This window comes from Rhodococcus sp. IEGM 27 (assembly GCF_033142305.1).
Taxonomy (GTDB): Bacteria; Actinomycetota; Actinomycetes; order Mycobacteriales; family Mycobacteriaceae; genus Rhodococcus_F; species Rhodococcus_F oxybenzonivorans.
The window spans coordinates 152,077-177,476 of record NZ_JAWLSG010000002.1 but is presented as its reverse complement, the minus strand read 5'-3'; the positions used below and the strand labels follow the sequence as shown (position 1 = coordinate 177,476).

The following is a 25,400-nucleotide window of genomic DNA, read 5'->3' as shown; positions in this document are numbered from 1 at the left end:
GCCCGTCAGCCTAGGCTGACGCGGCCGCAAACTCGGCGTGCACCTCGAATCCACCGTTGTCGTGCATCCGGGTGGTGAGCACTCCTCCGACGGCCTGCGCACGCTCGCGCATGCCGATGATTCCGTTGCCTCCGGTGGATTCGTGCCTGGTCAGCGCGGATGCGAGACTCCGTTTCGCCGGACCGTTGACCACGGCAAGCGACACGATCGGAGATTGGTACGTGATCTTCACCTCGACCGCCGCACCCGATGCGTGCCGCGCAGTATTGGCCAGTGACTCCTGCAGGATGCGATACATCACCAATCCGACCGACTCGGACACGAGTGTCCGATCACCGGACACAGTCCAGGTGACTGGAATCCCGGCCCGCCGACTGCCCTCGAGCAACTCGCCGATCTGGTCCACCCCCGGCTGCGGGGCGTGCTCGGCGAGCTGGCCGTCGCTCCGCAAGACGCCGAGCAGTCCGCGCACCTCGTTCAGTGCGGCGCGCCCGGCGGCGCCGATCGACTCGAATTCCGCGCGGGTCTCGTCCGACACGTTCGCGATGCGGTAAGGGGCGCTCTGCGCCTGCACGACGACCATCGACATGTGATGTGCGACAACGTCATGCAGGTCGCGGGCGATGCGCGCCTTCTCCTCGAGAATCGTGCGACGCGTGCGTTCGAGCTCGCTCAACTCCTCCTGCCGGGCGAGTTGCCTGCGGGAGAGCACGAGCCAGCGGATCAGCAGGCCGAAGACGACGATCGCCGTGAGCCCGACGGCCCAGCCGCGGCCGTTGGTGCCGGGAGTGTCGGCGAGGAAGAGGAGTACCGTCGAGATCCACGCGACGCCGACCACCGGAATGGCCGCCCGCATACTCACAGCCGCCAGGAGCGCGAGGATCACCAGGATATGGACTACCTGCCAGGGATAGTCGTAACCCTCCTGCAGTCCGAAGACCCGCGGAATGACCAGAGCGGACACTGCAGAGACAGCCCACCCGAGTGCGGGGTTGGCGCGGATCAGAACGAAAGGGAACGCTGCGAGCGCCGCAACGAACGGCTGAATCGGCGGGCTGACCTGGTGCGTCAATTGCAGTGTCGGCCACGCGACAGCGAAGAGAATCGCTGTGACCGAGGCAATTGCCACGTTGAGCCACTGACCTCGAGCAACGCTCCGGATTCGCGTCTTCTTGTCCACACGTCGAGCGTAGGAGCTGCCTTCGCAGCGCGTCCTCACTCCGCGGGCCGAGGTAGTTCTAGTACCGAGGTATGAGATTGCAGCCGACTGGTCCTCCGAAGCCAGGAATCGAACCGGACTCCGGTGTGATGTGCCTGCGTAACGCTTGTTCATACCGTCGTCCTCATGCGAACGACGGGGACAGGGCGAACGACGGGGACACGGAGAACTACGTGGGCAGCGGTGGCCTGTGCCGCAACGGCACTTCTGACCACTACCGGGTTTTCCGGGACCGGGACCGCGGACACACCCCGGGCGGAGAACGCCGCCGCGTCGGACGCGGTGCGCACGCTCACCTCCGCCGAGGAGTTCGGCGAAGCGTCCATCCCCGGGGACTTCGAATCCGTCATGGGATACACACCCCAGCGCGTCGAGGGAATGCTCGCCGACCCGGACGGCGACTGCTCGTCCCCGGTTCCGCTGCCGGTCGAATTCGTTGCGTCGTGCAAGGCCCACGACCTCGGATACGACCTCCTCCGTTACGCCTCCCGGTCCGGGAACGACCTCGAGCCGTGGGCCCGACAGAGCCTGGACGCACAGCTCGATCGACGCATGCACGCGGCGTGTGACACGCGCGTCGACGAACGGGCTCGCGCATCCTGCTTCGTCATGGCGAACATCGCGGCCACTGCCGTCACGGGAAATAGCTGGCGCCAGGGATATTCCACGCCCGTCACGGAGTCCGGAGTCAGGTACGGGCTCGCAGGCGGTCTCGGTGTGGCGCTTCTCGCGGGTGCCGTCTGGTCCCTCCGCCGCCGCCCGGAACCCGAGGGAGCCGTCGCATGAGCACGACCACCGTTCTGGGCACGCGGCCTCTCGGGGACTATGGCTGCCCGGTACCGGCATCTGCGCTGCGCCGGGCCCTCGCCACGACGATTCCGGTGTCGGCACTTCCTCGGGCGTCCTCCACGATCGTCGTCACTCTCTGCGTACTCGCCTCTCTCACACCGTCATTGCTCCCTCGAAGCGCCCTGACGCAGGCCCTGTTCACCGGGGTCCTCGCTGCGGCGGGGCTCGGGATGCTCGTCCTCGCTCGTCGGCTGCGACAGGTGCTCACCCGCTCCTCCGGCTCCCGGGTACCACGGGAATCCGTTCGACTCCTCGTCTTGCTCGGCGCGATGGTCACCACCACCTGGGCGATGGTCGCGGCCGATCACTGGCAGGACTCCCTACGACAGGTGATGGGGATGAGCAGCGCCGGCCCGGGCCACTGGATGCAGGTGATACTCGGAGCCGTAACAACCTTCGTGATCGTGGTCGCCGCCGGTGCGACCGTCTCCTCGGTGGCCCACCGGCTCGGCTGGATCGGCAGTGCTACGACGGCCGTCGTTCTCGCGACCGGTCTGCAACTGGTTGCCGGGCCCGCTGTATGGGAGATGATGTCGCGCTCCTACAGCGATTCCAATGACGTGGTCGACGTCTCGTTGCAGCGCCCGATGTCTGCCGCACGAGCGGGGAGCCCCGAGTCCGTTGTCAGCTGGGAGTCGCTCGGGCGACAGGGACGTCGCTTCGTGGCGGCCGGTGAACAGGCCGGGAGTATCCGCACCTACGTCGGGATGAACTCGGCACCGGACGTGAAGTCCCGTGCGGCGCTGGCAGTCTCGGAACTCGAGAGGGCCGGCGGATTTGCCCGCTCGGCCATCGTCGTCACCGTCCCCACCGGCTCCGGCTGGATCGACGAGAACGCGGCGGAAGGATTCGAGGACCGCTTCGACGACGACGTCGCGATTGTCGGGCTCCAATATTCCTACGCACCGAGTTGGATCACCTTCGTCTTCGGCCGTTCGGCGGCCGACGAATCGGCGGCAGCCTTGTTCGATGCGGTCGCCGATCGCATCACGGCACTACCCGATGCGATCCGTCCCGCCCTCTACGTCTACGGTCAGAGCCTCGGATCCGTCGGCGGGAGCGCGCAATTCGCCGACGCGGCAGACCTTGGCCGGCGAGCATGCGGGGCGCTGTGGGCCGGACCGCCCGCCGGGTCTGTGATGACCGACGGCGCAACGGTTCTGGCCAACACGTCCGATCCCGTCGTGTGGTGGTCACCCGACCTGATCCTGCGCCGGCCCGATCTGTCACGGGCCGTGGCCGATGCCCCTATCCCACAGTGGATTCCCGGCCTGACGTTCCTCCAGGCGAGCGTCGACCTCCTGTCAGCGCTGAACTTCCCCGCCGGGCACGGGCATCGCTACGGGAAGGAACAGGGCACAGCCCTACCCGACTGCGACCTCACTCGGTGATTCGAGGGGACCACGAGCAGCTTCGAACGCCGCACCCACCCGGTAGAGCCGCTCGTCGGCCAGCGCCGGCGCCATGATCTGCAGCCCGACCGGAAGACCGTCGTCCGCCGACAGTCCGGACGGAACGGACATCGCGCAATGGCCCGCGAGATTGGTAGGCAGGGTGCACAGGTCCGACAGATACATCGCGAGTGGATCGCCGACCTTCTCCCCCAGCTTCCAGGCCGTGAACGGACTGGTGGGCGACACGAGGACATCGACCTTCTCATAGGCCCTGTCGAAGTCGCGGGAGATGAGAGTCCGAACCTTGAGCGCCTGGCCGTAGTACGCGTCGTAGTACCCCGCCGAGAGTGCGTAGGTACCGATCATGATGCGACGCTTGACCTCCGGGCCGAAGCCCGCGGCACGGGTAGCGGCCATCACCTGATCCGCGCTCATGTCACCCTCGTCGATCCGCAGTCCGTAACGCATGGCATCGAACCGGGCGAGATTGGAGGACACCTCACTCGGGAGGATCAGGTAGTACGCCGCGAGCGCGTACTCGAAATTGGGACACGACACTTCGACAACCTCGGCACCCAGTTCGGTGAGCTGTGCCACGGCAGCGTCGAACGAGGAGAGGACGCCGGGCTGGTAGCTGTCGGAGTGCAGTTCCTTGACTACGCCGACCTTCACACCCCGCAGGTTGCCGCCCGCGCCCTCGCGCGCCGCGGCGACCACCGGACGGACCGGCGCATCGATGGAGGTGGAGTCGCGCGGATCGTGACCGGCGATCACCTCGTGCAGCAGGGCGGTGTCGAGAACTGTGCGACCACAGGGCCCACCCTGATCCAGCGACGACGCACAGGCGACCAGGCCGAAACGGGACACCGTGCCGTAGGTCGGCTTGGTGCCCACCGTCGCGGTGAGGGCGGCGGGCTGACGGATCGATCCACCGGTGTCGGTACCGATCGCGAGCGGGGCCTGCCGGGATGCGAGCGCCGCGGCGCTGCCGCCACCCGAGCCACCCGGGACGCGCGTGGGGTCCCACGGGTTGCGGGTGGGGCCGTATGCGGAGTTCTCGGTGGACGAGCCCATGGCGAACTCGTCGAGGTTGGTCTTGCCGAGGATCGGAATTCCGGCGGCGCGGAGCTTGCCCGTGAGAGTCGCGTCGTAGGGGGCCACCCAGTTCTCGAGGACCTTCGAGGCACAAGTGGTGGGCATGTCGGTGGTGGTGAAAATGTCTTTGAGCGCCAACGGAACTCCCGCCAACGGCGATGCAGGAGCCTCACCGGCCGCTAGCGCGCTGTCCACCTCCTTCGCCGACACGAGGGCCTGCTCCCCCGCAACGTGCAGGAAGGCTCCGAGTCCGCCGTCGACCTCCGCGATACGGTCGAGATGTGCCTGGGTGACCTCGACGGACGACACCTCACGGCTGTGAATCTTCGACGCCAGCTCTGCCGCGTCGAGTGTGGTCAGTTCGGCGCTCATTCGCCCTCTCCGAGAATCTGCGGGACGGCGAAACGATCCTGTTCGACAGCGGGCGCGCCGGACAGCGCCTGCTCCGGGGTGAGCCCGGGAACGATCACATCCGGACGGGTCACGTTGGTGACCGCGTTCGGGTTCGCCATCGGCTGGACGTCTTCTGCGGGAACCTCGGTGACCACCTTGACGTGGCTGAGAATCGAGTCCAGCTGACCCGCGAACTCGTCGAGTTCGGCGTCGGTCAGGGCGAGTCGAGACAGCCGCGCGAGGTGCGCGACCTCGTCACGGGAGATGGCAGGCACCGCGGGGCCCCTTTCAGGTCGGACGTACACAATGTCCTTCCCAGCCTAGAGCGTGGCCTAATCAGCCGTGCAGCCAGCGCCGCCCTGACGGTCGGGAAGGGTGGTGGAACCACGCAGACCATGACCGGTGTGGTGGTGACGGGCCCAGGTTTCGAGTCGACATGTTTCGCGAATGAGGCGATTCGGTATCGGGGGTGTCAACTAATCGCGCGCGACCAGCAACTCCCGCGCAGCCGGTCCCCGAAGGCGGAGGGGGGACCGCATACTCGGAACCGAAAGTGCAAGGATGGTCGTGACGGGGGTCGCAGGTAGCACTCCCGCGTTTATCTCGTGGTGAAAGGGACGCACGTGTCGTATCTGCTTCGCGTCCAGCTCCCCGACCGACCAGGTAGCCTCGGCTCGCTCGCCGTCGCCCTCGGTTCGGTGGGCGCTGACATTCTGTCGCTCGACGTGGTGGAGCGGGGTGCAGGATTCGCCATCGACGACCTCGTGGTCGATGTCGAGCCGGGGTCCCTCCCCGACACCCTGATCACCGCCGCCGAGGCCCTCCCCGACGTCACCATCGATTCCATTCGTCCCTATGCCGGAATACTCGACACCCACCGCGAACTCGAGTTGATAGATCAGGTGGCCACCGCGGCGGACGACCGTCTGCAGGTTCTGGTCGACGGCGCTCCGCGGGTGCTGCGCGTCGGCTGGTCCGTGGTCGCGGACCTGGGACCGCGGGGCGCTTACCGGGTCGTCGGAAGTTCCGGAGCTCCGGAAACCCATGCCACGGACATCCCGTGGATGCCCCTCGAGAAGCCGACGGCACTGGACGGTGAGGGCGACTGGGTACCGCAGGTGTGGCGCGATATGAACACCACATTGGCCGCGGCCCCACTCGGCGCCACCGGACGCGTGCTGATGCTGGGCCGGCCCGGGGGTCCGGAGTTCCGCCCTTCGGAAGTCGCGCGGCTGGGGTACCTGGCCGGCATCATCGCGACCGTACTGGGCTGAGGGCCTGACCCGCGGCCTGCCTCACACCAGTTCGCGGACCAGGACGGTCAGCTCCACGCCGGGTACCGGATTCCAATTCCGTTGGGCCACAGGAACAAATCCGTTGCGGTCGTAGATACGCCGGGCGGCTTCCATCGACGGCTGCGTCGACATCACGACGGCGCGGTCGCCCCGGTCGTAGGCGTTGTCCAGTACGTGTCGCACCAACGCCGAACCGACGCCGGAGCCGCGCGCGTCCGGCGACACCGCGAGCATGCGGAACTCGAGCTCGCCCGGCTGTGCCACATCCGCGTAGGGCGACGTCGGATCCGCGATCGTGACCGAGCCGACGACCTGACCGTCGATGACGGCAACCCGGACATCCGCCTTCTCCACACGTCCGGCCGTATCGCGCAAGCGTTCGGTGTACGGATCGTGCGCTTCGACGAATCCGCCGCCGACGTACGCGATCACCGTCAGGTCGCCGACGACCTCGTACTCCTCCGGGGTCACATCCCGTATTTCGATCATGTCCAGAACTATGGCAGGACACCTCACGGTGCCCAAAAAAAGGGAGTGAGGAACCGGTCACATCGCCGAATCGGTCACAGCCTCCGGCCCACTTTCGAGCAGTCGCCGGAATCCGTCCTCGTCGAGAACAGGAACACCGAGTTCGACGGCCTTGTCGTGCTTCGAGCCCGGTGATTCCCCGACCACCACGTAGGCCGTCTTCTTCGACACCGAACCCGCGGCCTTGCCGCCTCGGACGAGGATGGCTTCTTTGGCCTGATCACGTGAGAACGTCTCGAGCGATCCCGTCACCACGATCGACAAGCCCTCGAGGTTGCGCGGGATCGATTCGTCACGTTCGTCTTCCATGCGCACCCCGGCCGCCGCCCACTTCTCGACGATCTGCAGATGCCAGTCGACTCCGAACCATTCCGCGACCGCCGCGGCAATGGTGCCGCCCACGCCGTCCACTGCCGCCAACTCCTCGACAGAACTCTGGCGGATCCGATCGAGCGAACCGAACTCGCCGGCAAGCGCACGGGCGGCCGTAGGTCCCACATGACGAATCGACAACGCCACGAGCACCCGCCACAGCGGTTTATCCTTCGCGGAGTCGAGGTTGTCGAGGAGCCGCCGGCCGTTGGCGGAGAGAGCGCCCGCCTTGGTCCGGAAGATCGACGTCTTCAGGAGATCGTCCTCCGTGATCGAGAACAGGTCACCCTCGTCCTCGATCGCCCCGGCCTCGAGTAACCCCGTCGCGGCCTCGTAACCGAGCACCTCGATGTCGAACGCGCCCCGGCCCGCGACGTGGAAGACCCGCTCCCGGAGCTGCGCGGGACAGTAGCGCTGATTGGGGCAGCGGATGTCGGCATCCCCCTCCTTGGCCGGGGCCAGGAGGGTGCCGCACTCGGGGCAGTGCGTCGGCATGAGGAACTCGTGCTCCTCTCCCGTGCGCACGTCGACGACGGGGCCCAGAACCTCTGGGATGACGTCACCAGCCTTGCGGATCACCACGGTGTCACCGATCAGGACACCCTTGCGCTTGACCTCGGAGCCGTTGTGCAGGGTGGCGAGTGACACGGTGGAACCGGCGACGGTGACCGGTTCCATGTAGGCGAATGGTGTGACCCGTCCCGTCCGCCCCACATTGACCCGGATGTCGAGGAGCTTGGTGGTGGCTTCCTCGGGCGGGTATTTGTACGCGATTGCCCACCGCGGGGCTCGCGAGGTGGAACCGAGCCGGCGTTGCAGCGACATCTCGTCGACCTTCACCACCAGTCCGTCGATTTCGTGCTCGACGTCGTGCCGGTGTTCACCCCAGTACTGGACCTTCGCCACCACCGCGTCGGCGCCCACGACGCGGGAAGTATGTGAGGAGACGGGCAGACCCCATGCGGCCAGCGCCGTGTAGGCGTCGTACTGCGAGACGGGCTCGAACCCTTCGATACGGCCGAAACCGTGACAGATCATTCCGAGACGGCGACGGGCCGTGACCGCGGGATTTTTCTGCCGAAGCGAGCCGGCTGCGGAGTTGCGGGGATTCGCGAAGGGTGCCTTGCCTTCGTCGACGAGCGCGGCGTTGAGAGCCGCGAAATCCTCGAGCCGGAAGAACACCTCGCCGCGCACCTCGAGCAAGGCGGGAACCGGGTATTCGTCTGTGCCGGTGAGCCTTTCCGGAATATCGTCGATCGTGCGTGCGTTGAGTGTGACGTCCTCGCCCGTGCGCCCGTCACCGCGAGTGGCTGCGCGCACGAGTCGGCCGTTCTCGTACACGAGGTTGAGTGCCACGCCGTCGATCTTCACCTCGCAGAGGTAGGGCAGATCGGCACCCGCCTCCTGTTCCACCCGGCTGATCCAGGTGCGCAACTCGTCGGTGGCGAACACGTTGTCGAGACTGAGCATGCGCTCGAGGTGGTCCACGGAGGTGAAATCCGTCGCGAAGCCGCCGCCGACGAGCTGGGTCGGCGAGTCGGGGGTGCGCAGGTCCGGGTACTGGTTCTCGAGGTCGTTCAACTGTCCGAGCAGCGCATCGAACTCACCGTCGGAAATGACGGGCGCGTCGCGGACGTAGTAGCGGAACTGATGCTGCCGCACTTCCTCGGCCAGTTCGTTCCACCGCTCCCGTACGTCGCCGGGGGCGGGTGTCGGGGCTTCGGTCGATTCAGTCACGTCCGAAGATTAACCGGTCGGGCCGACAGCCAACCGGCGAGTCACAGTGATTCGGGGTCGTCGGTGAACGCACTACTCACTTCAGTGCTCAGACGCAGGGCCTCACGACTCCACTGCTCGTCTGCTCCGGCGAGCCCACATGCCGGCGTGACCGCCACCTGGGTGCGCAGTGTCGTGCGGGGGAAACCGAGTCGGTCGATCAGCGTCACGGCCGGTGCGGCGAGGTCACGCCACGTGGTGGGGATCGACGGCGCCACGCTGGGGATCAATCCGAGAGCCAGCTCCTTCCCGGCGTCGAGCAGTTCCCCGATGCCGTCCAGATCGGCTGCTGTCAGCTGCGCCACGTCCAGGCCGACCGCTCGTGCCGTACTGCGCCGCAGCAGGTCGGTGGGTATCCCCGCGGCGCAGCAGTGCACCATCGTGACACCACCGGAGCCGGTGAGAGTCGCCTCGAGCACCGCGAGGGCTTCCGGTTCGGGCAGCGCGCGGACCGTCTCGAGACGGGTCCGGCCGGACAACGTACCCGCCAGCACCGCAGGCAACCGCGGTTCGTCGAACTGGATCAGGACCTGCGCACCGAGACGTCGGGTCACCTCGGCGGCATGCCGGGCCACACCCTCACCCAGCGACTCGGCGAAGTCCCGCACCGCGCCCGGATCGGTGAGGACGCGGCGGCCCGTGCCGAACTCCACTTCCGCGGCCAAGGTGAGCGGTCCGACCGCCTGCACTTTCACCACATGGTCGGCGCCGACCAGACCGGCAGTCTCCCAGGCTTCTTCGAGCGCGTCGAGGTCCTGGTTCAGCAGGTCGGTAGCACGCTTGGCCACCGAACCTCTCCGCGAGACCACCCGGTACGCCGTAGTGGATACGTCCAGCTGCAGATCGACGAGAAGTGCGCTCGCACGGCCGATCAAGTCTGCTCCCAGCCCCCGCGCGGGCAACTCCACCAGGTGGGGAAGCCTGCCCAGTTCACCGAGAACGATCGTGGCGGCTTCGCGTGCATCGGTTCCGGGCCACGAGCCGACGCCGGTGACGGCACCGGCCAGCGAAACAGTGTGTGTCACTGCGCGGTCGGACGGGAGTCGGTACCCGAGATCGTTCCACTGCCGAGGACGATGTCGCCCGCCGGATCGGTTCGGTAGAGGACCACTGCCTGACCCTTGGCCACACCGGTGAGGGGTTCGCGCAGCGAAATGGCGATGCCGCCGTCGACTGCCTCGGCCACGGCCTCGGCCAGGCCGCCGTGCGCACGTACCTGAACCGTGCACTCGATCGGCGCGTCCGGCACCCGGCCCGACGTCCAGACGGCTCGCTCGGCCCTGATCGTGTGCACCTCGAGGTTGCGAGCAGAACCCACCCGGACGGTGCCCGTCTCCGGCTCGATCGCCGTGACATACCGCGGCTGTCCGTCCGCTGCGGGACCCTGGACGCCGAGACCCTTGCGCTGGCCGATGGTAAAGCCGTGTACGCCTTCATGTTCCGCGAGAACTTCACCCGAGTCGGCGTCGACCACACTTCCCGGGCGCACACCGATCCGCGCGCCGAGGAACGCCCGGGTGTCGCCGGAGGGGATGAAGCAGATGTCGTGGCTGTCGGGCTTGTTCGCCACGGCCAGACCCCGCTCGGCCGCCTCCGCCCGGATCTGCTCTTTCGGAGTGTCACCTACCGGGAACATCGCCCGGGACAACTGCTCGGCGGTGAGCACACCGAGAACGTAGGACTGGTCCTTGTCGGCATCGACAGCGCGCCGCAGCACCCCGTCGTGAAGCTGCGCATAGTGACCCGTGGCCACTGCGTCGAACCCGAGTGCGATGGCGCGGTCCGCCAGCGCCGCGAACTTGATCTTTTCGTTGCAGCGCAGGCAGGGGTTGGGTGTCTCACCGGCGGCGTAGGACGCCACGAAGTCGTCGATCACGTCTTCCTTGAAGCGATCGGCGAAATCCCAGACGTAGAAGGCGATCCCGAGAACGTCCGCCGCACGCCTGGCATCACCGGCGTCCTCTTTGGAGCAGCACCCCCGCGATCCGGTCCGCAAGGTTCCCGGTTCGGCGGACAACGCCAGGTGCACACCGACCACGTCATGCCCTGCGGCCACAGCCCGGGCCGCAGCGACGGCGGAGTCGACTCCGCCACTCATGGCCGCCAGTACTCGCATCAACGATTCCCTCCACGCGCTCCGACACCGGCGAGCCCCGCGGCGCGGGCTCGCTCCACTACTTGCGGCAGCGCCGCGATCAACGCTTCCACGTCTCCCGCCGTCGACGTGTGTCCCAACGAGAACCGCAGCGAACCCCGCGCGGTGGCCGGGTCCACACCCATCGCCGTCAGGACGTGACTCGGGCGAGCCACGCCCGCCGTACACGCCGAACCGGTGGAGCACTCGATTCCCGCTGCGTCGAGCAACATCAGCAGGGAATCACCCTCACAGCCCGGGAAAGTGAAATGGGCGTTGCCGGGCAGGCGTGCAGCACCGACCGGCCCGTTCGACACGGCGTCGGGAAGAATTTCCTGCACTCGGGTGATCAGCTGGTCCCGCAGGACGGTCAACTCCTCGGCGCGCGCGTCGAGGTTCGCGGTGGCGTGCCGCAATGCCGCCGCCATCCCGACGACACCGGCCGTGTCCGGGGTACCCGAACGCAGGTCGCGCTCGTGACCGCCGCCGTGCAGTAACGGAACGCATGCCACCTGCCGTCCGAGCAGCAGTGCACCGACTCCCTGCGGGCCGCCCACCTTGTGCGCGGCGATACTGAGCGCGGAGAGACCGCTCGCGGTGAAATCGACCGGCAGATGGGTGACGGCCTGGACCGCGTCGCTGTGCATGGGAATTTCGAACTCCGCCGCGACCGCCGCCAGTTCGGCGATCGGCATGATCGTGCCGACCTCGTTGTTGGCCCACATGATCGTGACCAGTGCGGTTTCGTCGGCATGGCGGGCCAACTCGTCGCGCAGCACGTGCGGGGACACCCGACCGCGCTCGTCGACCGGAAGCCACGAAACCTGAGCGCCTTCGTGCTGCTCGAGCCACTCCACCGCGTCGAGGACGGCATGATGCTCGACGGAACTCGTGATGATCCGCACCCGGGCGGGATCAGCGTCGCGGCGGGCCCAGAAGATGCCTTTGACCGCCAGGTTGTCACTTTCGGTTCCGCCGGAGGTGAAGATCACCTCGGACGGACGGGCCCCGAGGTCGGCCGCGATCGATTCGCGCGCCTCCTCGATACGTCGGCGGGCGGCACGCCCCGAGCCGTGCAGCGAGGACGCATTGCCCACGGTCGAGAAGACGTCGGTCATCGCCTGGACGGCCGCCGGCACCATGGGAGTGGTAGCTGCGTGGTCCAGGTAGACAGGGCTGTCGGCACTGCGGGCAGAGGTCATGACCCGACCAGGATAGCTCAGGCGATCAGGCGCTCTTCCGTCTCGATCCGGGTACCGGCCCCCTGGGCGGGCTCCCGCGTCGGATCGAGGATGTCGTGCGCTGCGAGATCGATGGGCTCGGACCCCCGCACGGCGCGCTCACAGCGGGCGGCAAGATCCCGGCGCGACTCCCCCGGGTACTCGATCGGCGCCAGCCGGACTTCGGCGACGACGCCTTTGTGCCGAATGATTCGCCGAATCGACCCGCCGATCGTCTCCTCACCCACGAAGCACGGCCCGGTGGTCAATTCTCCCCCGCGCATCGTGTACCGCAGGGACACCGGCTGCACCGGGCACTCCGCGTCGATCGCCGCCTGGAACAGCGCCGGGCGGAAACCTCCGTACGCGCGCCCACACCATGTCGTCCCCTCCGGGAAGGCGGCCACCCTTTCGCCGTCCCGCAGTCGTGTCGCTGTTGCGGCCACGGTGCCGGGCAGCGCCCGCAGGTCGTGCCGGTCGATCGGGACGATCCGCATCCGCCGCGCGAGCGACCCCAGGATCGGCCAGTCGAGAAGGTCTCCCCGCGCAACGAAGCTTGCCGGGTGAAGGGCATTGAGAACCAGGACGTCGGTCCAGGAGACGTGGCCCGCCACCACCAGGATGCCACCCTCGTGCCGCCGCTTGCCGCGGTGATCGACCACCTCGAGCCGCAGGCCCACACACCGCAGCAGCATTGCCGCGTACCGGCGTTGAAGACCGGTCCGCCACGTCTGTGGCATCACGCACCCGGCCGTCAGCAGCGGCGCGGTCACCAGGGCGGAGGCTACGAGGAACCACCGGATCGCGACGACAACGGCCGAGACGCCCGGCGCCTCCGGGGGCAGGCATCTGCTGCCGCACGGACTCGACGGCATCCAGGCGTGGACGGGAACCGGCGTCTCGCTCGAGGTGGTGCTCACGCCTGGGTCCCGGTTTCGAGGTACGCCGATGCCGAACGCAGCCGTTCGAGGTAACGCTCGTTCGCGTGATGCAGTCCCTGCAGCGCGACGAAGTCGGCGACACCGAATTCCGGGTCGTGCGCCGGCTCCCCGCACACCTTCGCGCCCAGACGGAGGTACCCCCGCAGCAACGGGGGCAGCGAAGGCCGGGCGGGTGGCTCGATCTCGTCGAGGGATCTACCGGCCACGCGGACGGGGTTGCGGGGAACGACCCGGGCCGCAGGGTCGTTGCCGTGCTTGCTCAGGAGCAGATCTCGCACACCGCGCACGTTGGAGCCGGCCGGAACATCGGGATGCTCCTGCATGGGCACGGACACGCAGCCCATCACCCAGTCGTAGCCGGTCAGCTGCAGGTAGTGGAGAATTCCGGACCACATCAGGCTCAGTACCGAGCCGGAACGGTGGTCGGGGTCGACGCACGCCCTGCCCATCTCCACGATCCGATTGCCTCGCGGGTCCAGGGCCGAGATGTCGAACTCGGTGGCCGTGTAATAGCCACCGGCCTGCGCGGCGGCATCCGGCGGAAGCATGCGGTAGCAGCCGACGAATTCGCCGGTGGCCTCGTGGCGGACGAGTAGATGGTCACAGAATTCGTCGAATCGGTCGGCCTCGAGCCCGGTGGTGGTGGCGGGAACCGAAAAACCCGGCTCCGCGGCGAACACGCGGTAACGCAGCCGCTGGGCCGCCACCCGATGCTCGCGGTCGGAGGAGACGACGAGAGAGTACCGGGGTGGAACTACAACGGTATCGGCGGTGTCACTCGCTGCGCGAAGAACAGACGAAGTTGTCATGGCGCAGGTTTACCGAGCAGGGGCGGCGGCGGGGCATCGACGAGGTGTCGTGTCGATGCAGCCGGGGTGAACGGTATAGATACGACGGCGGCCCCGCTCCCTCGAGGGGAACGGGGCCGCCGACGGGCGATATCTAGCCCTTGTGGGTCTTGACAGCCTCAGTGAGCTGCGGAGCCACGTTGAACAGGTCGCCGACGATGCCGAAGTCGGCGATCTCGAAGATCGGCGCTTCCTCGTCCTTGTTCACGGCGACGATGGTCTTCGACGTCTGCATACCTGCGCGGTGCTGGATGGCACCGGAGATGCCGAGCGCGATATACAGCTGCGGGGAGACCGTCTTACCGGTCTGACCGACCTGAAACTGGCCCGGGTAGTAGCCGGAGTCCACAGCGGCACGCGAGGCGCCCACCGCGGCGCCGAGCGAATCGGCGAGTTCCTCGACGACGGAGAACTTGTCTGCGCTGCCGACGCCACGGCCACCGGAGACGACGACGGTCGCCTCGGTGAGCTCGGGCCGGTCGCCGCCGACGATCGGATCACGCGAGGTGATCTTGACGACGCCCTCGTCCTGCGCGGGAACCTCGACCTCGACCTTTTCGCCCGCGCCCGCCTCCGGCTTCGCCTCGATGGCACCCGGACGCACCGAGATGACCGGGACGTCACCGTTGGCCTTGGCCTCGACGGTGAACGCGCCACCGAAGATGGAGTGCACAGCGCTGCCGTCGGACTTCACGTCGACGACGTCGCAGAGCAGGCCGGATCCGATGCGGGCGGCGAGACGTCCGGAGACCTCTTTGCCTTCGATGCTCGCGGCGGTGATGACCGCGGCCGGGGCAGCGGACTCGACGAGCGACGCGAGGACGTCGACCTTCGGGGTCACCAGGTAGCCCTCGATGTCATCCGACTCGGCGACATAGATCTTGGCTGCGCCGGCGGCCGCGAGTGCGTCGGCGAGCTTGTCCGCGGTACCGGCGGGACCGGTGACCACTGCGGCCGGCTCACCGAGCGCGCGAGCGGCGGTGATCAATTCGGTGCTGACCTTCTTCAGTGCACCCTCTGCGTGCTCGACGAGCACCAGTACTTCTGCCATGTCTAACTCTCCCTGTATATGTCTGCTGGTCTATGGAGGGCGCGGATCAGATGATCTTCTGGCCGACGAGGTATGCGGCGATCTTGCTGCCGCCGTCGCCCTCGTCGACGATGCGCTCACCAGCGGTACGCGGGGGCTTGGGCGTCGAGGCGGTGACGGTGGTGCCCGCGTTCGCGACACCGACGGTCTCCGGGTCCACACCGAGGTCGGCCAGAGTGTAGGTGATGACTTCCTTCTTCTTCGCGGCCATGATGCCCTTGAAGGAGGGGAAACGGGGCTCGTTGATCTTCTCGGTGACGCTCACGATGGCAGGCAGGTTCGCCTCGAGGCCGAACACACCCTCGTCGGTCTCCCGCTCACCGGTCGCGACGCCGTCGGCAACCGTGAGCTTGCGCAGCTGCGTGAGCTGTGGGATGCCCAGGTACTCGGCGATGATCGCGGGAACCGCGCCCATCCGGCCGTCGGTGGCCTCGTTGCCGGCGATGATCAGGTCGGCGGGCTCGTCGTTCTCGAACGTGATCTGTCCGAGAGCGGCCGCAAGCGTCCACGCCGTCTGGACCGCGTCGGAACCGTGGAGTGCGGGGTCATTGATGTGCACAGCCTTGTCGGCACCCATGGACAGGGCCTTGCGGATGGCGTCGGTGGCGCGGTCCGGACCTGCGGACAACACGGTCACCTCGCCGCCCTGCGCCTCCTTGATGAGAAGCGCTTCCTCGACGGCCCGCTCATTGATCTCGTCGAGCACGGCGTCGGCGGCCTCGCGGTCAAGCGTGTAGTCACCGTCGGTCAGCTTGCGCTCGGACCATGTGTCGGGGACCTGCTTGATCAAAACAACGATGTTCGTCATGGGTCTTCGTCGACCTCCTGTGTGTACTTGCCTGGTTATCGCGAGTTGCTCCGCATGAGCGGAGCTCTCGTCTTCGTATGTCCTCGCACAATTGCTCTGCGACAGATTACCTCACGTTAAGTTACCCGCTGGTAACTTGCGCGAAAGCCTCGTTCACCATAAGCCGGAACATCACTTTCGGTGCTGTGATGTGGACCACCGGGACGAGCGACCTCGTCAGTGGCACTAATCTCCCACCGGTGAGCGAATCATTTGTCGGCGACCGCGAGAACGCACCGCTGCCCGCAACCGGAGACAAGCAACTGCCCCTCACGGGCGAGCGGACCGTGCCCGGCATCCCCGAGGAGAACTACTGGTTCCGGCGTCACGAGGTGGTCTACCGCGACCTCCTGCCCCGCTGCGCCGGCCGGACCGTCCTCGAAGCAGGATCGGGAGAAGGCTACGGCGCCAACATGATTGCCGACGTGGCGGTGCGCGTCACCGGCCTCGACTACGACATTTCCGCAGTCGAACACGTTCGGGCCCGGTACCCCCGGGTCGAGATGCTGCACGGCAACCTGGCCGAGCTTCCCCTCGGCGATGCCTCGGTGGACGCCGTCGTCAATTTTCAGGTGATCGAACATCTCTGGGATCAGGCACAGTTTCTGCGGGAATGCTTCCGCGTGTTGACGCCGGGCGGAGAACTTCTCGTCAGCACCCCCAACCGAATTACGTTCTCGCCCGGTCGGGACACACCGCTCAACCCGTTCCACACCCGTGAACTCGACGCCGCCGAGTTGACCGAGCTGCTCGAGGAAGCGGGGTTCACGGTGTCGCTGATGACCGGCGTCCACCACGGTGAACGACTGAAGGCACTCGACGCCAAGCACGGCGGTTCGTTCATCGGCGCCCAGATCGACCGGGCCCTCGCGGGCGAGCCCTGGCCGGCGGAACTCACCCGTGACGTCGAGGGCATCACGGTCGACGACTTCGTCTTGCGCGAGGGCAACATCGACGACAGCCTCGACCTCGTGGCCGTCGCGGTGAAGGATCCCGTGCAGTGACCGATTCCACACGAATGGGGAGCGTGGGAAGCGGGACGCGCCCGCCCGACCACACGGAGCCGGGCATGTTCTGCCTGGTTCTGCACTCGCACCTGCCCTGGCTCGCCCATCACGGCCGCTGGCCGGTCGGAGAGGAGTGGCTGTACCAGTCGTGGGCCGCGTCGTACCTTCCCCTCACGGCCATGTTGCGGCGACTGTCCGACGAAGGCCGCTCCCATCTCCTGACTCTGGGGATCACCCCGGTCCTCGCCGCTCAACTCGATGATCCGCACTGCCTGACGGGCATGCATCACTGGCTGGGGAATTGGCAGATTCGAGCTCACGAAGCTGCCGGAATGCCCGATGACGCACACCGCGATCTCGGCGCCCGGGAGCACCGCGCCTCCGCCGACGCACTCACCGATTTCGAACTGCGGTGGCGGCACGGTGGCTCGCCCGTCCTACGCGATCTTCTCGATCGGGAAGCCTTCGAGCTTCTCGGCGGCCCCCTCGCGCACCCGTTCCAGCCGCTGCTCGAGCCACGACTGCGCGAGTTCTCCTTGAGGGAGGGACTCGCCGACGCGAAGAACAGGTGGAACACCACACCCACGGGCATCTGGGGGCCCGAATGCGCCTACACCCCGGGCATGGAGATCGGCTACGCCGAGGCGGGGGTCACCCACTTCATGGTCGACGGTCCCGCCCTGCGCGGGGACACCTCCCTCGGTCGGCCGGTCCGAGACTCCGACGTCGTCGCGTTCGGCCGCGACCTGCAGGTCAGTTACCGGGTGTGGTCGCCGAAGTCGGGTTACCCCGGCCATGGCGCTTACCGGGACTTCCACACCTACGACCATGCCACCGGACTGAAGCCCGCCCGGGTCACCGGCCGCACGGTGGACTCGGCGGACAAGGCGCCGTACGACCCGGAACTGGCGTCCGCCGCCGTCGACCGGCACGTCGCCGACTTCGTTTCCACGGTCCGCAGGCGACTGCGCGGAGAGGCCGAGCGAATCGGGCGCCCAGCGGTCGTCGTTGCAGCCTTCGATACCGAGCTGTTCGGGCACTGGTGGCACGAAGGCCCCGAGTGGCTCGAGAAGGTGCTGCGCGCTCTCCCCGAGGCGGGAATCCGGGTCGGCACCCTCGAGGACGCCCGCACCCAGGGATACGTCGGTGCGCCGGTCCCCCTGGAGAACTCGTCGTGGGGGTCCGGCAAGGACTGGCGGGTGTGGGCGGGCGAGAAGGTGTCCGATCTGGTGGCACTCAACTCCGAGGTGGTCGGGGCCGCACTGGACACGGTCGACAAAGCCCGTAGCCTCGGTTCTGCACCCGGAAGACCCGAACTCCGCAACCGCATCAACGATCAGATTCTGCGAGAGGCACTCATGACGGTGTCGAGCGACTGGGCATTCATGGTCAGCAAGGACTCTGCGGCGGAGTATGCGCGCGACCGGGCACACAAGCACGCGCACGCGATGCGCGAGATCGCGGCCGCGGTGGCTGCGGGCAACGACGCGTCGGCGGCGCGCCTCGCGGCCGGTTGGAACGCTGCCGACGGCCTGTTCCCCGGCCTGGACGCCCGGCGCCTGCCTGTCCGTTCCGCAGCATCGGCGGTCGGCGTCTCGGGAGTGGCCTCGTGAAAATCCTCATCGTGTCGTGGGAGTACCCGCCCGTGGTCGTGGGCGGCCTCGGCCGCCACGTGCACCACCTCGCGACCGCTCTTGCCGCCGCCGGCCACGAGGTGGTGGTGCTGTCGCGGCGGCCGTCGGGAACCGATGCGTCCACGCACCCCACCGTCACCCACATCGAAGAAGGCGTACTCGTCGTCGCCGTCGCCGAAGATCCGCCGCATTTCGTGTTCGGCGAGGACATGCTGGCGTGGACACTTGCCATGGGGCACGCCATGGTGCGGGCCGGCGTCGCCCTGCACAAGCCGGGTGTCGGAGAAGGATGGCAGCCCGACGTGGTGCATGCCCACGACTGGCTGGTAGCACATCCGGCCATCGCACTCGCCGAATTCTACGACGTGCCTTTGGTATCCACGTTGCACGCCACCGAAGCCGGCCGCCACAGCGGCTGGGTGTCGGGCCGCATCAACCGTCAGGTGCATTCGGTCGAATGGTGGCTGGCCAACGACTCCGATGCGCTCATCACCTGCTCGGCATCGATGCAGGACGAGGTGACCACCCTCTACGGGCCCCATCTTCCGCCGATCACTGTGATACGCAACGGGATCGACGTGACCACGTGGAATTTTCGTCGACGCGCGCCGCGATCGGGTCCACCCAAGCTGTTGTTCGTCGGCCGCCTCGAGTACGAGAAGGGGGTGCAGGATGCGATCGCCGCGCTTCCCCGTATCCGCCGGAGTCACCCGGGGACCACACTGTCGATCGCGGGTGAGGGCACCCAGTTCACCTGGCTCTATCAGCAGGCCCGCACTCACCGCGTTGCCCGCGCCGTCAACTTCCTCGGCAATCTCGACCACTCCGAACTGCTGAGCTGGCTGCACGGCGCCGATGCCATCGTGCTGCCCAGCCGTTACGAGCCGTTCGGCATCATCGCGCTCGAGGCTGCCGCCTCCGGAACTCCGCTGGTGACGTCTACCGCCGGCGGTCTCGGCGAGGCGGTCGTCGACGGAGTGACCGGCATGTCCTTCCTTCCCGGCGATGTGACGGGACTCACCTCGGCGGTTCGGGAGGTTCTCGACGATCCGGCGGCGGCGCAGCAACGAGCAGTTGCCGCCCGCGACCGCCTCACCGCGGATTTCGACTGGCACACAGTGGCCGAAGACACGGCGCACGTTTACGCCGGCGCCAAACGCCGCGTGCGACACCCCTTGGCGCGCCCGGTTATTCCCGAGCGCCCCCTGCCCGGACGCTGAGTCGCGAGGGCGAATGTACCGCCGGACGCCTCCAGCGCGCCGAACGGTACATTCGCCTCACCCGTGGACACGGCGAATCCGGATCGGACCACGCACCGAGTCCGGATCCACCACCGCACCCCGCTGGGTGATCTCGACTTCCCCTGCCGCGACAAGGCGTCGGGCGGCCTGGCGCACCGGCTCCATGAGAGGTCGCCACTCGTCGGGGGCGATCGCGCGGGCCACATCCGACGGGCAGATACTCGAATCCGCCGCCCGCGCATACAGCAGCTCGCGGATACGATCCTCGAGTTCGCGGTCCGAGACGCCCATGGGTCGACTATGCCACCCGGCTCAGCCCTCTCGGGCCGCTTTCTTGCGGGCAATGTCCTCGAGTGCGGCGATGTACTTGGCCCGCTCCTCGGCGCCGGCCTCCCACTCGGCCCTGCGATTCTTCACGGCCTTGGCGGGCGATCCCACTGCGATGCTGAAATCAGCAATGTCGCCCTTGACGACGGCGTGGGCGCCGAGCACGCAACCGCGTCCCACCCGGGTGTTGCGGAGGACCGTGACCTTGGCGGCCACCCAGGTATCGGGACCGATGCGTACCGGGCCCTTCACGATGCCCTGATCCTTGATGGGCACGTTGATGTCGTCCATGCGGTGATCGAAGTCGGTGATGTAGCACCAGTCGGCGACGAGCGTGGACGCTCCGATCTCGATGTCGAGGTACGTGTTGACCACGTTGTCCTTGCCGAACACCACCTTGTCGCCGATACGCAGCGACCCCTCGTGGCACCGGATCGCGTTGCCGTCACCGATGTGGACCCAGCGACCGATTTCGAGGCGGGACAGATCCGGAGTCGAGTGGATCTCCACGCGCTTGCCGAGGAACACCATGCCCCGCAGGATCACGTGCGGGTTGGCGAGCTTGAACTTGGCCAGCCGGTAGTACCGCACCAGGTACCACGGCGTGTACGCCTTGTTCACCAGCACCCAGCGCAGCGAGTCGAGGGTCAGGAAGCGGGCCTGCTCGCTGTCCTTCCGCCGGGATCCCTTCCACCTCGTACGCAACGGTGCGCCCCACATGCTCGTCATAGCCCGTCAGCCTACGTTCACCCGCCGGAGCCGTGCGCGGGTGTGTCCGGACACCGACACCGTTCGGGGTGTGCCGATCGTGCCTGCCTCGGCGGGATAGTCTCTGGGCCGAGCGTTTGTCGAAAACTGAGGAGATGTAATGCGGCGGGTCCTACGTTCGTCAGTACTGGCGCTGGCGACGATCTCGGCTGTCGTCCTCAGCGGCTGCGGGGGCGGGGCGCACGTCGACGACATCTTCTCCGCGGGCGGGTGGCCGGGGATGCATGCGGACGCCCGCAACAGTGACACCAGTCCGGTGACAGGGTCGCGCGACGTCTCGCTCGCGTGGTCGCGGCCCCTCGGTGGGCCGGTGGCGAACTACGCATCCGTGGCGGCAAGCGGCCAGATCTTCCTCACCGCTCGCACCGAGAAGGGGTGCAATCTCTTCTCCTTCCAGATGGAGAGCGGCCGCAAACGCTGGTGCCGCCAGCTTGCCCCCGGAGTCGTGGCGTCCACCCCGGTGGTCGACGGCGCCGCCAATGTCTACGTGGGCGAGAACGGAGCCATGAACTCGTTCAACGAACACGGCCAGTTACGTTGGCGCACACCGGTGGTCGGAACACCGCTGTCGGCACAATTCACGGGCGACGGCAACCTGCTGTTCATCACCCAGCTCGGGCAGATCAGCGTGCTCGATCCGCAGACCGGGCAAAAAGTGGTGGCGTCGTACGACCTCATCCCGCCACCGTCCGTCGCCGACGGCGCGAACGTGGACATCCTTCCCGACGACAAGGGCCTCAGCGGCTGCTTCTTCGGCTCCCCCGACTGCCCGGTGGCCAACATGCCGGCCATCGACCTGGCGTCCGGCACGTTCTACTTCACGTTCTTTGCGCCCGGCGCGACCGAGGCCGACCTCGTCGCGATGAAATACTCCGGCGGCGACAATCCCACGATCAGCCAGGAATGGTCCAGCGACACCCTGCCGGGGGGCAGCGCATCGAGCCCCGATCTGTCGGCTGACGGTTCCGTCGTGTACGTCAACGACAACTGGGGCACGGTGTGGGCGATCGACGCTGCGACGGGTGATCCGAAGTGGAGTTACGACATCGGGTACGCCGCTGCGGGCAGCCCGTCGACGTCCGCGGACGGTCTGATCATTCCCGCGGGCGGACTCGACGGCCACCTCCTTGCGCTGCAGGACAAGGGCGACCACGCCGAACTTGCTTGGGAACGTAGGGATCTACTGCATTTGGGAGTCCCCGCCCAGACGGCCGGATCCACCGGCTACTCGGTGATCCGCGAGGGTGTGGACGGACTGGCGGCGCTCACGTTCGACACCTCCACCGGCGAAACGCTCGATCAGGACACCCTGCCGGGGGCGAAGGGATTCACGGTCGGCACGTCCATCGGCCCTGAGGGTGAGGTCCTCACTCCGACGCTGCTCGGGGAGCTGTTCGTCCTCCGCTGACCCCGTGAGTACTTGTTAACATCCCGTAGTTGACAAGTACTCACGGGGGCGGAGCGCAGATGAAGGCGACGCCCGATCGGCCGATCCGCGTGATCACCACACTGAGCGAGCGGTTTCCGCGAAGCTTCAACTTGGGACGCAGCACGGCCGGATCGACGTCGACGCCGCGCACGAGGATCTCCGCCGCACCGCAGTCGTGGCGGGCGAGCTCCTGCCGCAGCGACTTCTCCGAATATTTCACCTGCTCGAGAATTCGAAAGCCCCGCACGCCCGCGGGAACCGAATCGCCCGTGAGATAAGCGATCCGAGGATCGAGCTGCCACAGTCCGTGCCGGGCGGCGTAGTGCCGCACCAAACCCGCCCGGACCACAGCGCCGTCAGGATCGACGATCCACTCCCCCGGCGCGTGTTCGGGGATGTCGTCGTCCTCGGCGTCCGTCACCGTCCACACCGCGCCTCCGGAGTCGAGGACGCTTGCCCGGCGAGTGACTCCGGCACCCGACAGTCCGGCCGACCACAGACACGCCTCACGGACGCCACCGTCGAGGGACACGACCTCGACCTCGCCTTCCCAGTCGAGCCGATCGAAATCGAGGCCGGGAGCGCACTTCACCGCGAGATCACGGCCTCGGTACGCGTCGATGAGGTCGGGTAGTGGCGGCTCGAGAGCAGCGGGATCATGTGTGCGCCTGCCACCCGACCGCCGCGCCGGATCTGCGAGCACGACGGTGTCGCGGGTACACGGCACCAATGCGTCTGCGCGCACGATCGCCGCAGCGGGAACATTGTGCCGGGCCATGAGCAGCCGGACGGGATCGATGTCGCTGCCGACCACCGTATTGGCCGTCCCGATGACAGCAGCGAGTTCCGCACCGATCGAGCAGGTGACGTCGTGAACGTTCCGCTCTGCCAGGCGCGTCGCGCGGTGGGCTGCCACGGCACGCGGAGTCGCCTGTTGCAGTGCATCATCGGTGAAGAGCCAGTGCTCGCTGCCGGGCAACTTGATCGAGGCCTTGCGCCGCAACAGCACCGTCTCCACCAGCATGGCCACCCGTGAGCCGAAACGCGAACGCGCCTGGCCGATATCGGCCAGGCGCGTCGACGTGGTCAGCGCAAGTTCGTCTACCTCGGCGAGAGCTGCTGCGCCTGCAGCACTCTGCAGGAACTCCACGTCTTCGGGAGTGAACGCATAGCCCAATTCAGTTGCCGGGCTTTACGCCGGTGATCATGACGTTGTAGAAGAAGCCGCGCGGCACCACATGGCGGAGGATCTTCTCGTCGACCCAGCTGAGCGTCTTCCATCCGGTGAACGCGAAACGGCCCCAGCCCCAGCCCAACTTCTCCGGCGGAACAGCGGCCTCGAAGGTGCGGACGGGCCACCCGAGCAGGGCGGCGGCGAACTCCTCGGTGGCGGCGTGCACCTGCGCGGCGCCCGCGGACTCGGCGATCTTCTCGAGATCACTCGGATCGAACGTGTGGAGATCGACGACGGCTTCCAGTGCCGCAGCGCGGGAGGATTCGTCCAGTTCCGCCTGCGGGCGACGCCAATCGGCAAGGAAGGGCAGCTTGGTGACACGCGTCGTGGTCTCCCACGTGACGCGGCCGAGCCAGCGGGCGTAGAAGTTGCCGATGGTGGTGGGCTCGCCGGCGAACACGAAGCGCCCACCGGGCTTCAGCACCCGCAGTACCTCGCGGAGCGACTGCTCCACATCCGGGATGTGATGTAGCACAGCGTGCCCGACCACGAGGTCGAACGTGTTGTCGTCGTACGGAATCGTTTCGGCGTCGGCGACACGGCCGTCGACGGGCAACCCGAGACCCTCGGCGTTGCGCAATGCCACCTTGACCATGCCTGGCGAGAGGTCGGTCACCGAACCGGTCTTCGCGACCCCGCCCTGCATCAGATTGAGAAGGAAGAAGCCGGTACCGCAGCCCAGTTCGAGCGCCCGCTCGTACGGAAGGGGCTGATCTCCCGCGACGGCGTCGAAGCGACCCCGCGCGTAGTCGATGCACCGCTCGTCGTACGAGATGGACCACTTCTCGTCATACGTCTCGGCTTCCCAGTCGTGGTAGAGCACCTGGGCGAGTTTGGTGTCCTTCAGCGCCGCCTCGACCTCTTCGGCGGTGGCGTGCGGATGAGGAGCGGGGTCGTCGTGGGCGCTAGCAGTCATGCGGCAAATCCTACTCGCTGGTAAGAGTGAACAGGTTCTAGTTTTCCGGGCTCAGGCTACTCGCCGGTGAACTGAGCCTTACCGGGGCCGTTCTCGATGAACGATTCCATCCCGATCGTGCGGTCCTGGGTGGCGAACAGGGACGCGAACAGCTGGCGCTCGACCGCCAGTCCGCTGTGCAGGTCGACGTCCAATCCCTGGTCGATGGCGGCTTTCGCCGCGGCCAGCGCGCGGCCGGCGCCCTTCGTGAACTGGGACGCCCATCGTCGAGCTGCCTCGTACACGTCGTCGGGCGCCACCACCTCGTCGACCAGACCGATCGCCAGCGCCTCGTCGGCGTTGACGAAGCGCCCGGTGAACACCAGGTCTTTCGCTTTCGAGGGACCGATCAGCCGAGCGAGACGCTGAGTGCCGCCGCCACCGGGAATGATGCCGAGAAGGATCTCGGGGACACCGAGCTTGGCGTTGTCGCCGGCGATCCGCCGGTCGGCCGAGAGTGCGACCTCGAGGCCGCCGCCGAGCGCGTACCCCGTGATCGCGGCGACGGTCGGCTTGGGAATCTCCGAGACCGCGGCCAGGTCCGATTGCAGATCGGTGATGACATCCGTCATCTGGCCGAAGCTCATCTCGGCCATTTCCTTGACGTCGGCGCCTGCGGCGAACACCTTCTCTCCGCCGTACACGATCACTGCCTTGACGTCGGGATGCACCGTCGCTTCCCGTGCGGCGGCCCGCAACTCCTGTTGCACCTGCCGATTCAGTGCATTCATCGGGGGACGCGCGAGTCGAATGGTGCCGATGCCTTCGGAAACCTCGAGAGTGACGAATTCAGCCATGAGGCAA

24 protein-coding genes are annotated in these 25,400 nt (G+C 67.2%); 7 read left to right on the top strand and 17 right to left on the bottom strand.

Annotation, left to right across the window (positions count from 1 at the left end; all coding sequences use genetic code 11):
* Nucleotides 1-10: 10 nt before the first annotated feature.
* Nucleotides 11-1,180, bottom strand: coding sequence for a sensor histidine kinase (locus tag R4P95_RS07190; protein ID WP_213571629.1), 1,170 nt, complete (start codon nt 1,178-1,180; stop codon nt 11-13).
* A gap of 222 nt (nt 1,181-1,402) precedes the next feature.
* Here R4P95_RS07190 and R4P95_RS07185 point away from each other — a divergent pair, with 222 nt between their 5' ends.
* Nucleotides 1,403-2,005 (top strand): hypothetical protein, encoded by a 603-nt coding sequence (locus tag R4P95_RS07185; protein WP_317746496.1) that lies wholly within the window; start codon nt 1,403-1,405, stop codon nt 2,003-2,005.
* Entirely contained in the window at nt 2,002-3,459 is a 1,458-nt protein-coding gene (locus R4P95_RS07180; protein WP_213571628.1) for an alpha/beta-hydrolase family protein, read from the top strand. Before R4P95_RS07185 ends, R4P95_RS07180 begins: the two co-directional genes overlap by 4 nt.
* On the opposite strand, the gene gatA is transcribed toward R4P95_RS07180, so the two are convergent.
* Nucleotides 3,433-4,929, bottom strand: a complete 1,497-nt coding sequence (gatA, locus tag R4P95_RS07175) for an Asp-tRNA(Asn)/Glu-tRNA(Gln) amidotransferase subunit GatA (RefSeq protein ID WP_213571627.1) — start codon at nt 4,927-4,929, stop codon at nt 3,433-3,435. The genes R4P95_RS07180 and gatA overlap by 27 nt on opposite strands.
* A complete protein-coding gene (gene gatC, locus R4P95_RS07170; RefSeq protein ID WP_109331061.1) occupies nt 4,926-5,225 on the bottom strand; it encodes an Asp-tRNA(Asn)/Glu-tRNA(Gln) amidotransferase subunit GatC in 300 nt (99 codons plus the stop codon). Before gatC ends, gatA begins: the two co-directional genes overlap by 4 nt.
* Nucleotides 5,226-5,573: 348 nt before the next feature.
* Between gatC and R4P95_RS07165 the strand changes: the two genes are divergently transcribed.
* Entirely contained in the window at nt 5,574-6,224 is a 651-nt protein-coding gene (locus R4P95_RS07165; protein WP_213571626.1) for an amino acid-binding protein, read from the top strand.
* Between the two features lie 21 nt (nt 6,225-6,245).
* Here the strand turns inward: R4P95_RS07165 and R4P95_RS07160 are convergent, their stop codons facing one another.
* The 9 genes from R4P95_RS07160 to R4P95_RS07120 form a co-directional block, all read right to left on the bottom strand.
* On the bottom strand, nt 6,246-6,734 hold the full coding sequence (locus R4P95_RS07160; RefSeq protein WP_317746495.1) for a GNAT family N-acetyltransferase: 489 nt from the start codon (nt 6,732-6,734) through the stop codon (nt 6,246-6,248).
* A gap of 57 nt (nt 6,735-6,791) precedes the next feature.
* A complete protein-coding gene (gene ligA / locus R4P95_RS07155) occupies nt 6,792-8,882 on the bottom strand; it encodes an NAD-dependent DNA ligase LigA (protein ID WP_317746494.1) in 2,091 nt (696 codons plus the stop codon).
* Between the two features lie 41 nt (nt 8,883-8,923).
* Complete coding sequence (locus R4P95_RS07150) at nt 8,924-9,946, bottom strand: methionine synthase (RefSeq protein ID WP_317746493.1); 1,023 nt, start codon at nt 9,944-9,946, stop codon at nt 8,924-8,926.
* Nucleotides 9,943-11,037 carry a tRNA 2-thiouridine(34) synthase MnmA gene (gene mnmA / locus R4P95_RS07145; protein WP_317746492.1) on the bottom strand — a complete coding sequence of 365 codons (1,095 nt, stop codon included), beginning with the start codon at nt 11,035-11,037 and terminating at the stop codon, nt 9,943-9,945. Before mnmA ends, R4P95_RS07150 begins: the two co-directional genes overlap by 4 nt.
* Complete coding sequence (locus R4P95_RS07140; protein WP_159926067.1) at nt 11,037-12,257, bottom strand: cysteine desulfurase family protein; 1,221 nt, start codon at nt 12,255-12,257, stop codon at nt 11,037-11,039. Before R4P95_RS07140 ends, mnmA begins: the two co-directional genes overlap by 1 nt.
* A 17-nt stretch (nt 12,258-12,274) precedes the next feature.
* Nucleotides 12,275-13,195: a lysophospholipid acyltransferase family protein gene (locus R4P95_RS07135; RefSeq protein WP_213571620.1), complete on the bottom strand. Its 921-nt coding sequence runs from the start codon at nt 13,193-13,195 to the stop codon at nt 12,275-12,277.
* Complete coding sequence (locus R4P95_RS07130; protein WP_159926063.1) at nt 13,192-14,025, bottom strand: GNAT family N-acetyltransferase; 834 nt, start codon at nt 14,023-14,025, stop codon at nt 13,192-13,194. Before R4P95_RS07130 ends, R4P95_RS07135 begins: the two co-directional genes overlap by 4 nt.
* Nucleotides 14,026-14,158: 133 nt before the next feature.
* Nucleotides 14,159-15,115, bottom strand: coding sequence for an electron transfer flavoprotein subunit alpha/FixB family protein (locus tag R4P95_RS07125; protein ID WP_109331078.1), 957 nt, complete (start codon nt 15,113-15,115; stop codon nt 14,159-14,161).
* 46 nt (nt 15,116-15,161) lie between these two features.
* Nucleotides 15,162-15,962, bottom strand: a complete 801-nt coding sequence (locus tag R4P95_RS07120) for an electron transfer flavoprotein subunit beta/FixA family protein (protein ID WP_213571619.1) — start codon at nt 15,960-15,962, stop codon at nt 15,162-15,164.
* 239 nt (nt 15,963-16,201) lie between these two features.
* Between R4P95_RS07120 and R4P95_RS07115 the strand changes: the two genes are divergently transcribed.
* Genes R4P95_RS07115 through R4P95_RS07105 form a run of 3 tightly spaced genes read left to right on the top strand, consistent with a single transcriptional unit; the run spans nt 16,202 to nt 19,862 of the window.
* Nucleotides 16,202-17,005, top strand: coding sequence for a class I SAM-dependent methyltransferase (locus R4P95_RS07115; RefSeq protein ID WP_317746491.1), 804 nt, complete (start codon nt 16,202-16,204; stop codon nt 17,003-17,005).
* A gap of 14 nt (nt 17,006-17,019) precedes the next feature.
* On the top strand, nt 17,020-18,621 hold the full coding sequence (locus R4P95_RS07110; protein ID WP_317746614.1) for a glycoside hydrolase family 57 protein: 1,602 nt from the start codon (nt 17,020-17,022) through the stop codon (nt 18,619-18,621).
* Nucleotides 18,618-19,862: a glycosyltransferase family 4 protein gene (locus tag R4P95_RS07105; protein WP_317746490.1), complete on the top strand. Its 1,245-nt coding sequence runs from the start codon at nt 18,618-18,620 to the stop codon at nt 19,860-19,862. The genes R4P95_RS07110 and R4P95_RS07105 overlap by 4 nt, the downstream gene beginning before the upstream one ends.
* 57 nt (nt 19,863-19,919) lie before the next feature.
* On the opposite strand, the gene R4P95_RS07100 is transcribed toward R4P95_RS07105, so the two are convergent.
* Entirely contained in the window at nt 19,920-20,174 is a 255-nt protein-coding gene (locus R4P95_RS07100) for a DUF3253 domain-containing protein (protein ID WP_317746488.1), read from the bottom strand.
* A gap of 21 nt (nt 20,175-20,195) precedes the next feature.
* Nucleotides 20,196-20,939, bottom strand: a complete 744-nt coding sequence (locus R4P95_RS07095) for an acyltransferase (RefSeq protein WP_317746487.1) — start codon at nt 20,937-20,939, stop codon at nt 20,196-20,198.
* Nucleotides 20,940-21,078: 139 nt separating this feature from the next.
* On the opposite strand from R4P95_RS07095, the gene R4P95_RS07090 reads away from it, so the two are divergent.
* The gene (locus tag R4P95_RS07090) at nt 21,079-22,386 is read left to right on the top strand and encodes a PQQ-binding-like beta-propeller repeat protein (RefSeq protein WP_317746486.1); all 1,308 of its coding nucleotides are present in this window, start codon (nt 21,079-21,081) and stop codon (nt 22,384-22,386) included.
* A gap of 40 nt (nt 22,387-22,426) precedes the next feature.
* Here the strand turns inward: R4P95_RS07090 and R4P95_RS07085 are convergent, their stop codons facing one another.
* Genes R4P95_RS07085 through R4P95_RS07075 form a run of 3 tightly spaced genes read right to left on the bottom strand, consistent with a single transcriptional unit; the run spans nt 22,427 to nt 25,393 of the window.
* Nucleotides 22,427-23,584: a THUMP-like domain-containing protein gene (locus R4P95_RS07085; RefSeq protein WP_317746485.1), complete on the bottom strand. Its 1,158-nt coding sequence runs from the start codon at nt 23,582-23,584 to the stop codon at nt 22,427-22,429.
* A 1-nt stretch (nt 23,585) separates the two neighbouring features.
* Nucleotides 23,586-24,557: a class I SAM-dependent methyltransferase gene (locus R4P95_RS07080; protein WP_159926045.1), complete on the bottom strand. Its 972-nt coding sequence runs from the start codon at nt 24,555-24,557 to the stop codon at nt 23,586-23,588.
* A 56-nt stretch (nt 24,558-24,613) separates the two neighbouring features.
* Nucleotides 24,614-25,393 (bottom strand): enoyl-CoA hydratase/isomerase family protein, encoded by a 780-nt coding sequence (locus tag R4P95_RS07075; RefSeq protein WP_317746484.1) that lies wholly within the window; start codon nt 25,391-25,393, stop codon nt 24,614-24,616.
* Nucleotides 25,394-25,400: the final 7 nt, after the last annotated feature.

Excerpts from the sequence above, each read along its gene's own strand:
- R4P95_RS07100 (WP_317746488.1), bottom strand. The coding sequence starts at position 20,174 with ATGGGCGTCTCGGACCGCGAACTCGAGGATCGTATCCGCGAGCTGCTG.
- R4P95_RS07080 (WP_159926045.1), bottom strand. The coding sequence starts at position 24,557 with ATGACTGCTAGCGCCCACGACGACCCCGCTCCTCATCCGCACGCCACC.
- R4P95_RS07130 (WP_159926063.1), bottom strand. The coding sequence starts at position 14,025 with ATGACAACTTCGTCTGTTCTTCGCGCAGCGAGTGACACCGCCGATACC.
- R4P95_RS07180 (WP_213571628.1), top strand. The coding sequence starts at position 2,002 with ATGAGCACGACCACCGTTCTGGGCACGCGGCCTCTCGGGGACTATGGC.
- R4P95_RS07095 (WP_317746487.1), bottom strand. The coding sequence starts at position 20,939 with ATGACGAGCATGTGGGGCGCACCGTTGCGTACGAGGTGGAAGGGATCC.
- mnmA (WP_317746492.1), bottom strand. The coding sequence starts at position 11,037 with ATGCGAGTACTGGCGGCCATGAGTGGCGGAGTCGACTCCGCCGTCGCT.
- gatA (WP_213571627.1), bottom strand. The coding sequence starts at position 4,929 with ATGAGCGCCGAACTGACCACACTCGACGCGGCAGAGCTGGCGTCGAAG.
- R4P95_RS07140 (WP_159926067.1), bottom strand. The coding sequence starts at position 12,257 with ATGACCTCTGCCCGCAGTGCCGACAGCCCTGTCTACCTGGACCACGCA.
- R4P95_RS07090 (WP_317746486.1), top strand. The coding sequence starts at position 21,079 with ATGCGGCGGGTCCTACGTTCGTCAGTACTGGCGCTGGCGACGATCTCG.
- R4P95_RS07110 (WP_317746614.1), top strand. The coding sequence starts at position 17,020 with ATGGGGAGCGTGGGAAGCGGGACGCGCCCGCCCGACCACACGGAGCCG.
- R4P95_RS07075 (WP_317746484.1), bottom strand. The coding sequence starts at position 25,393 with ATGGCTGAATTCGTCACTCTCGAGGTTTCCGAAGGCATCGGCACCATT.
- R4P95_RS07125 (WP_109331078.1), bottom strand. The coding sequence starts at position 15,115 with ATGGCAGAAGTACTGGTGCTCGTCGAGCACGCAGAGGGTGCACTGAAG.
- R4P95_RS07160 (WP_317746495.1), bottom strand. The coding sequence starts at position 6,734 with ATGATCGAAATACGGGATGTGACCCCGGAGGAGTACGAGGTCGTCGGC.
- R4P95_RS07120 (WP_213571619.1), bottom strand. The coding sequence starts at position 15,962 with ATGACGAACATCGTTGTTTTGATCAAGCAGGTCCCCGACACATGGTCC.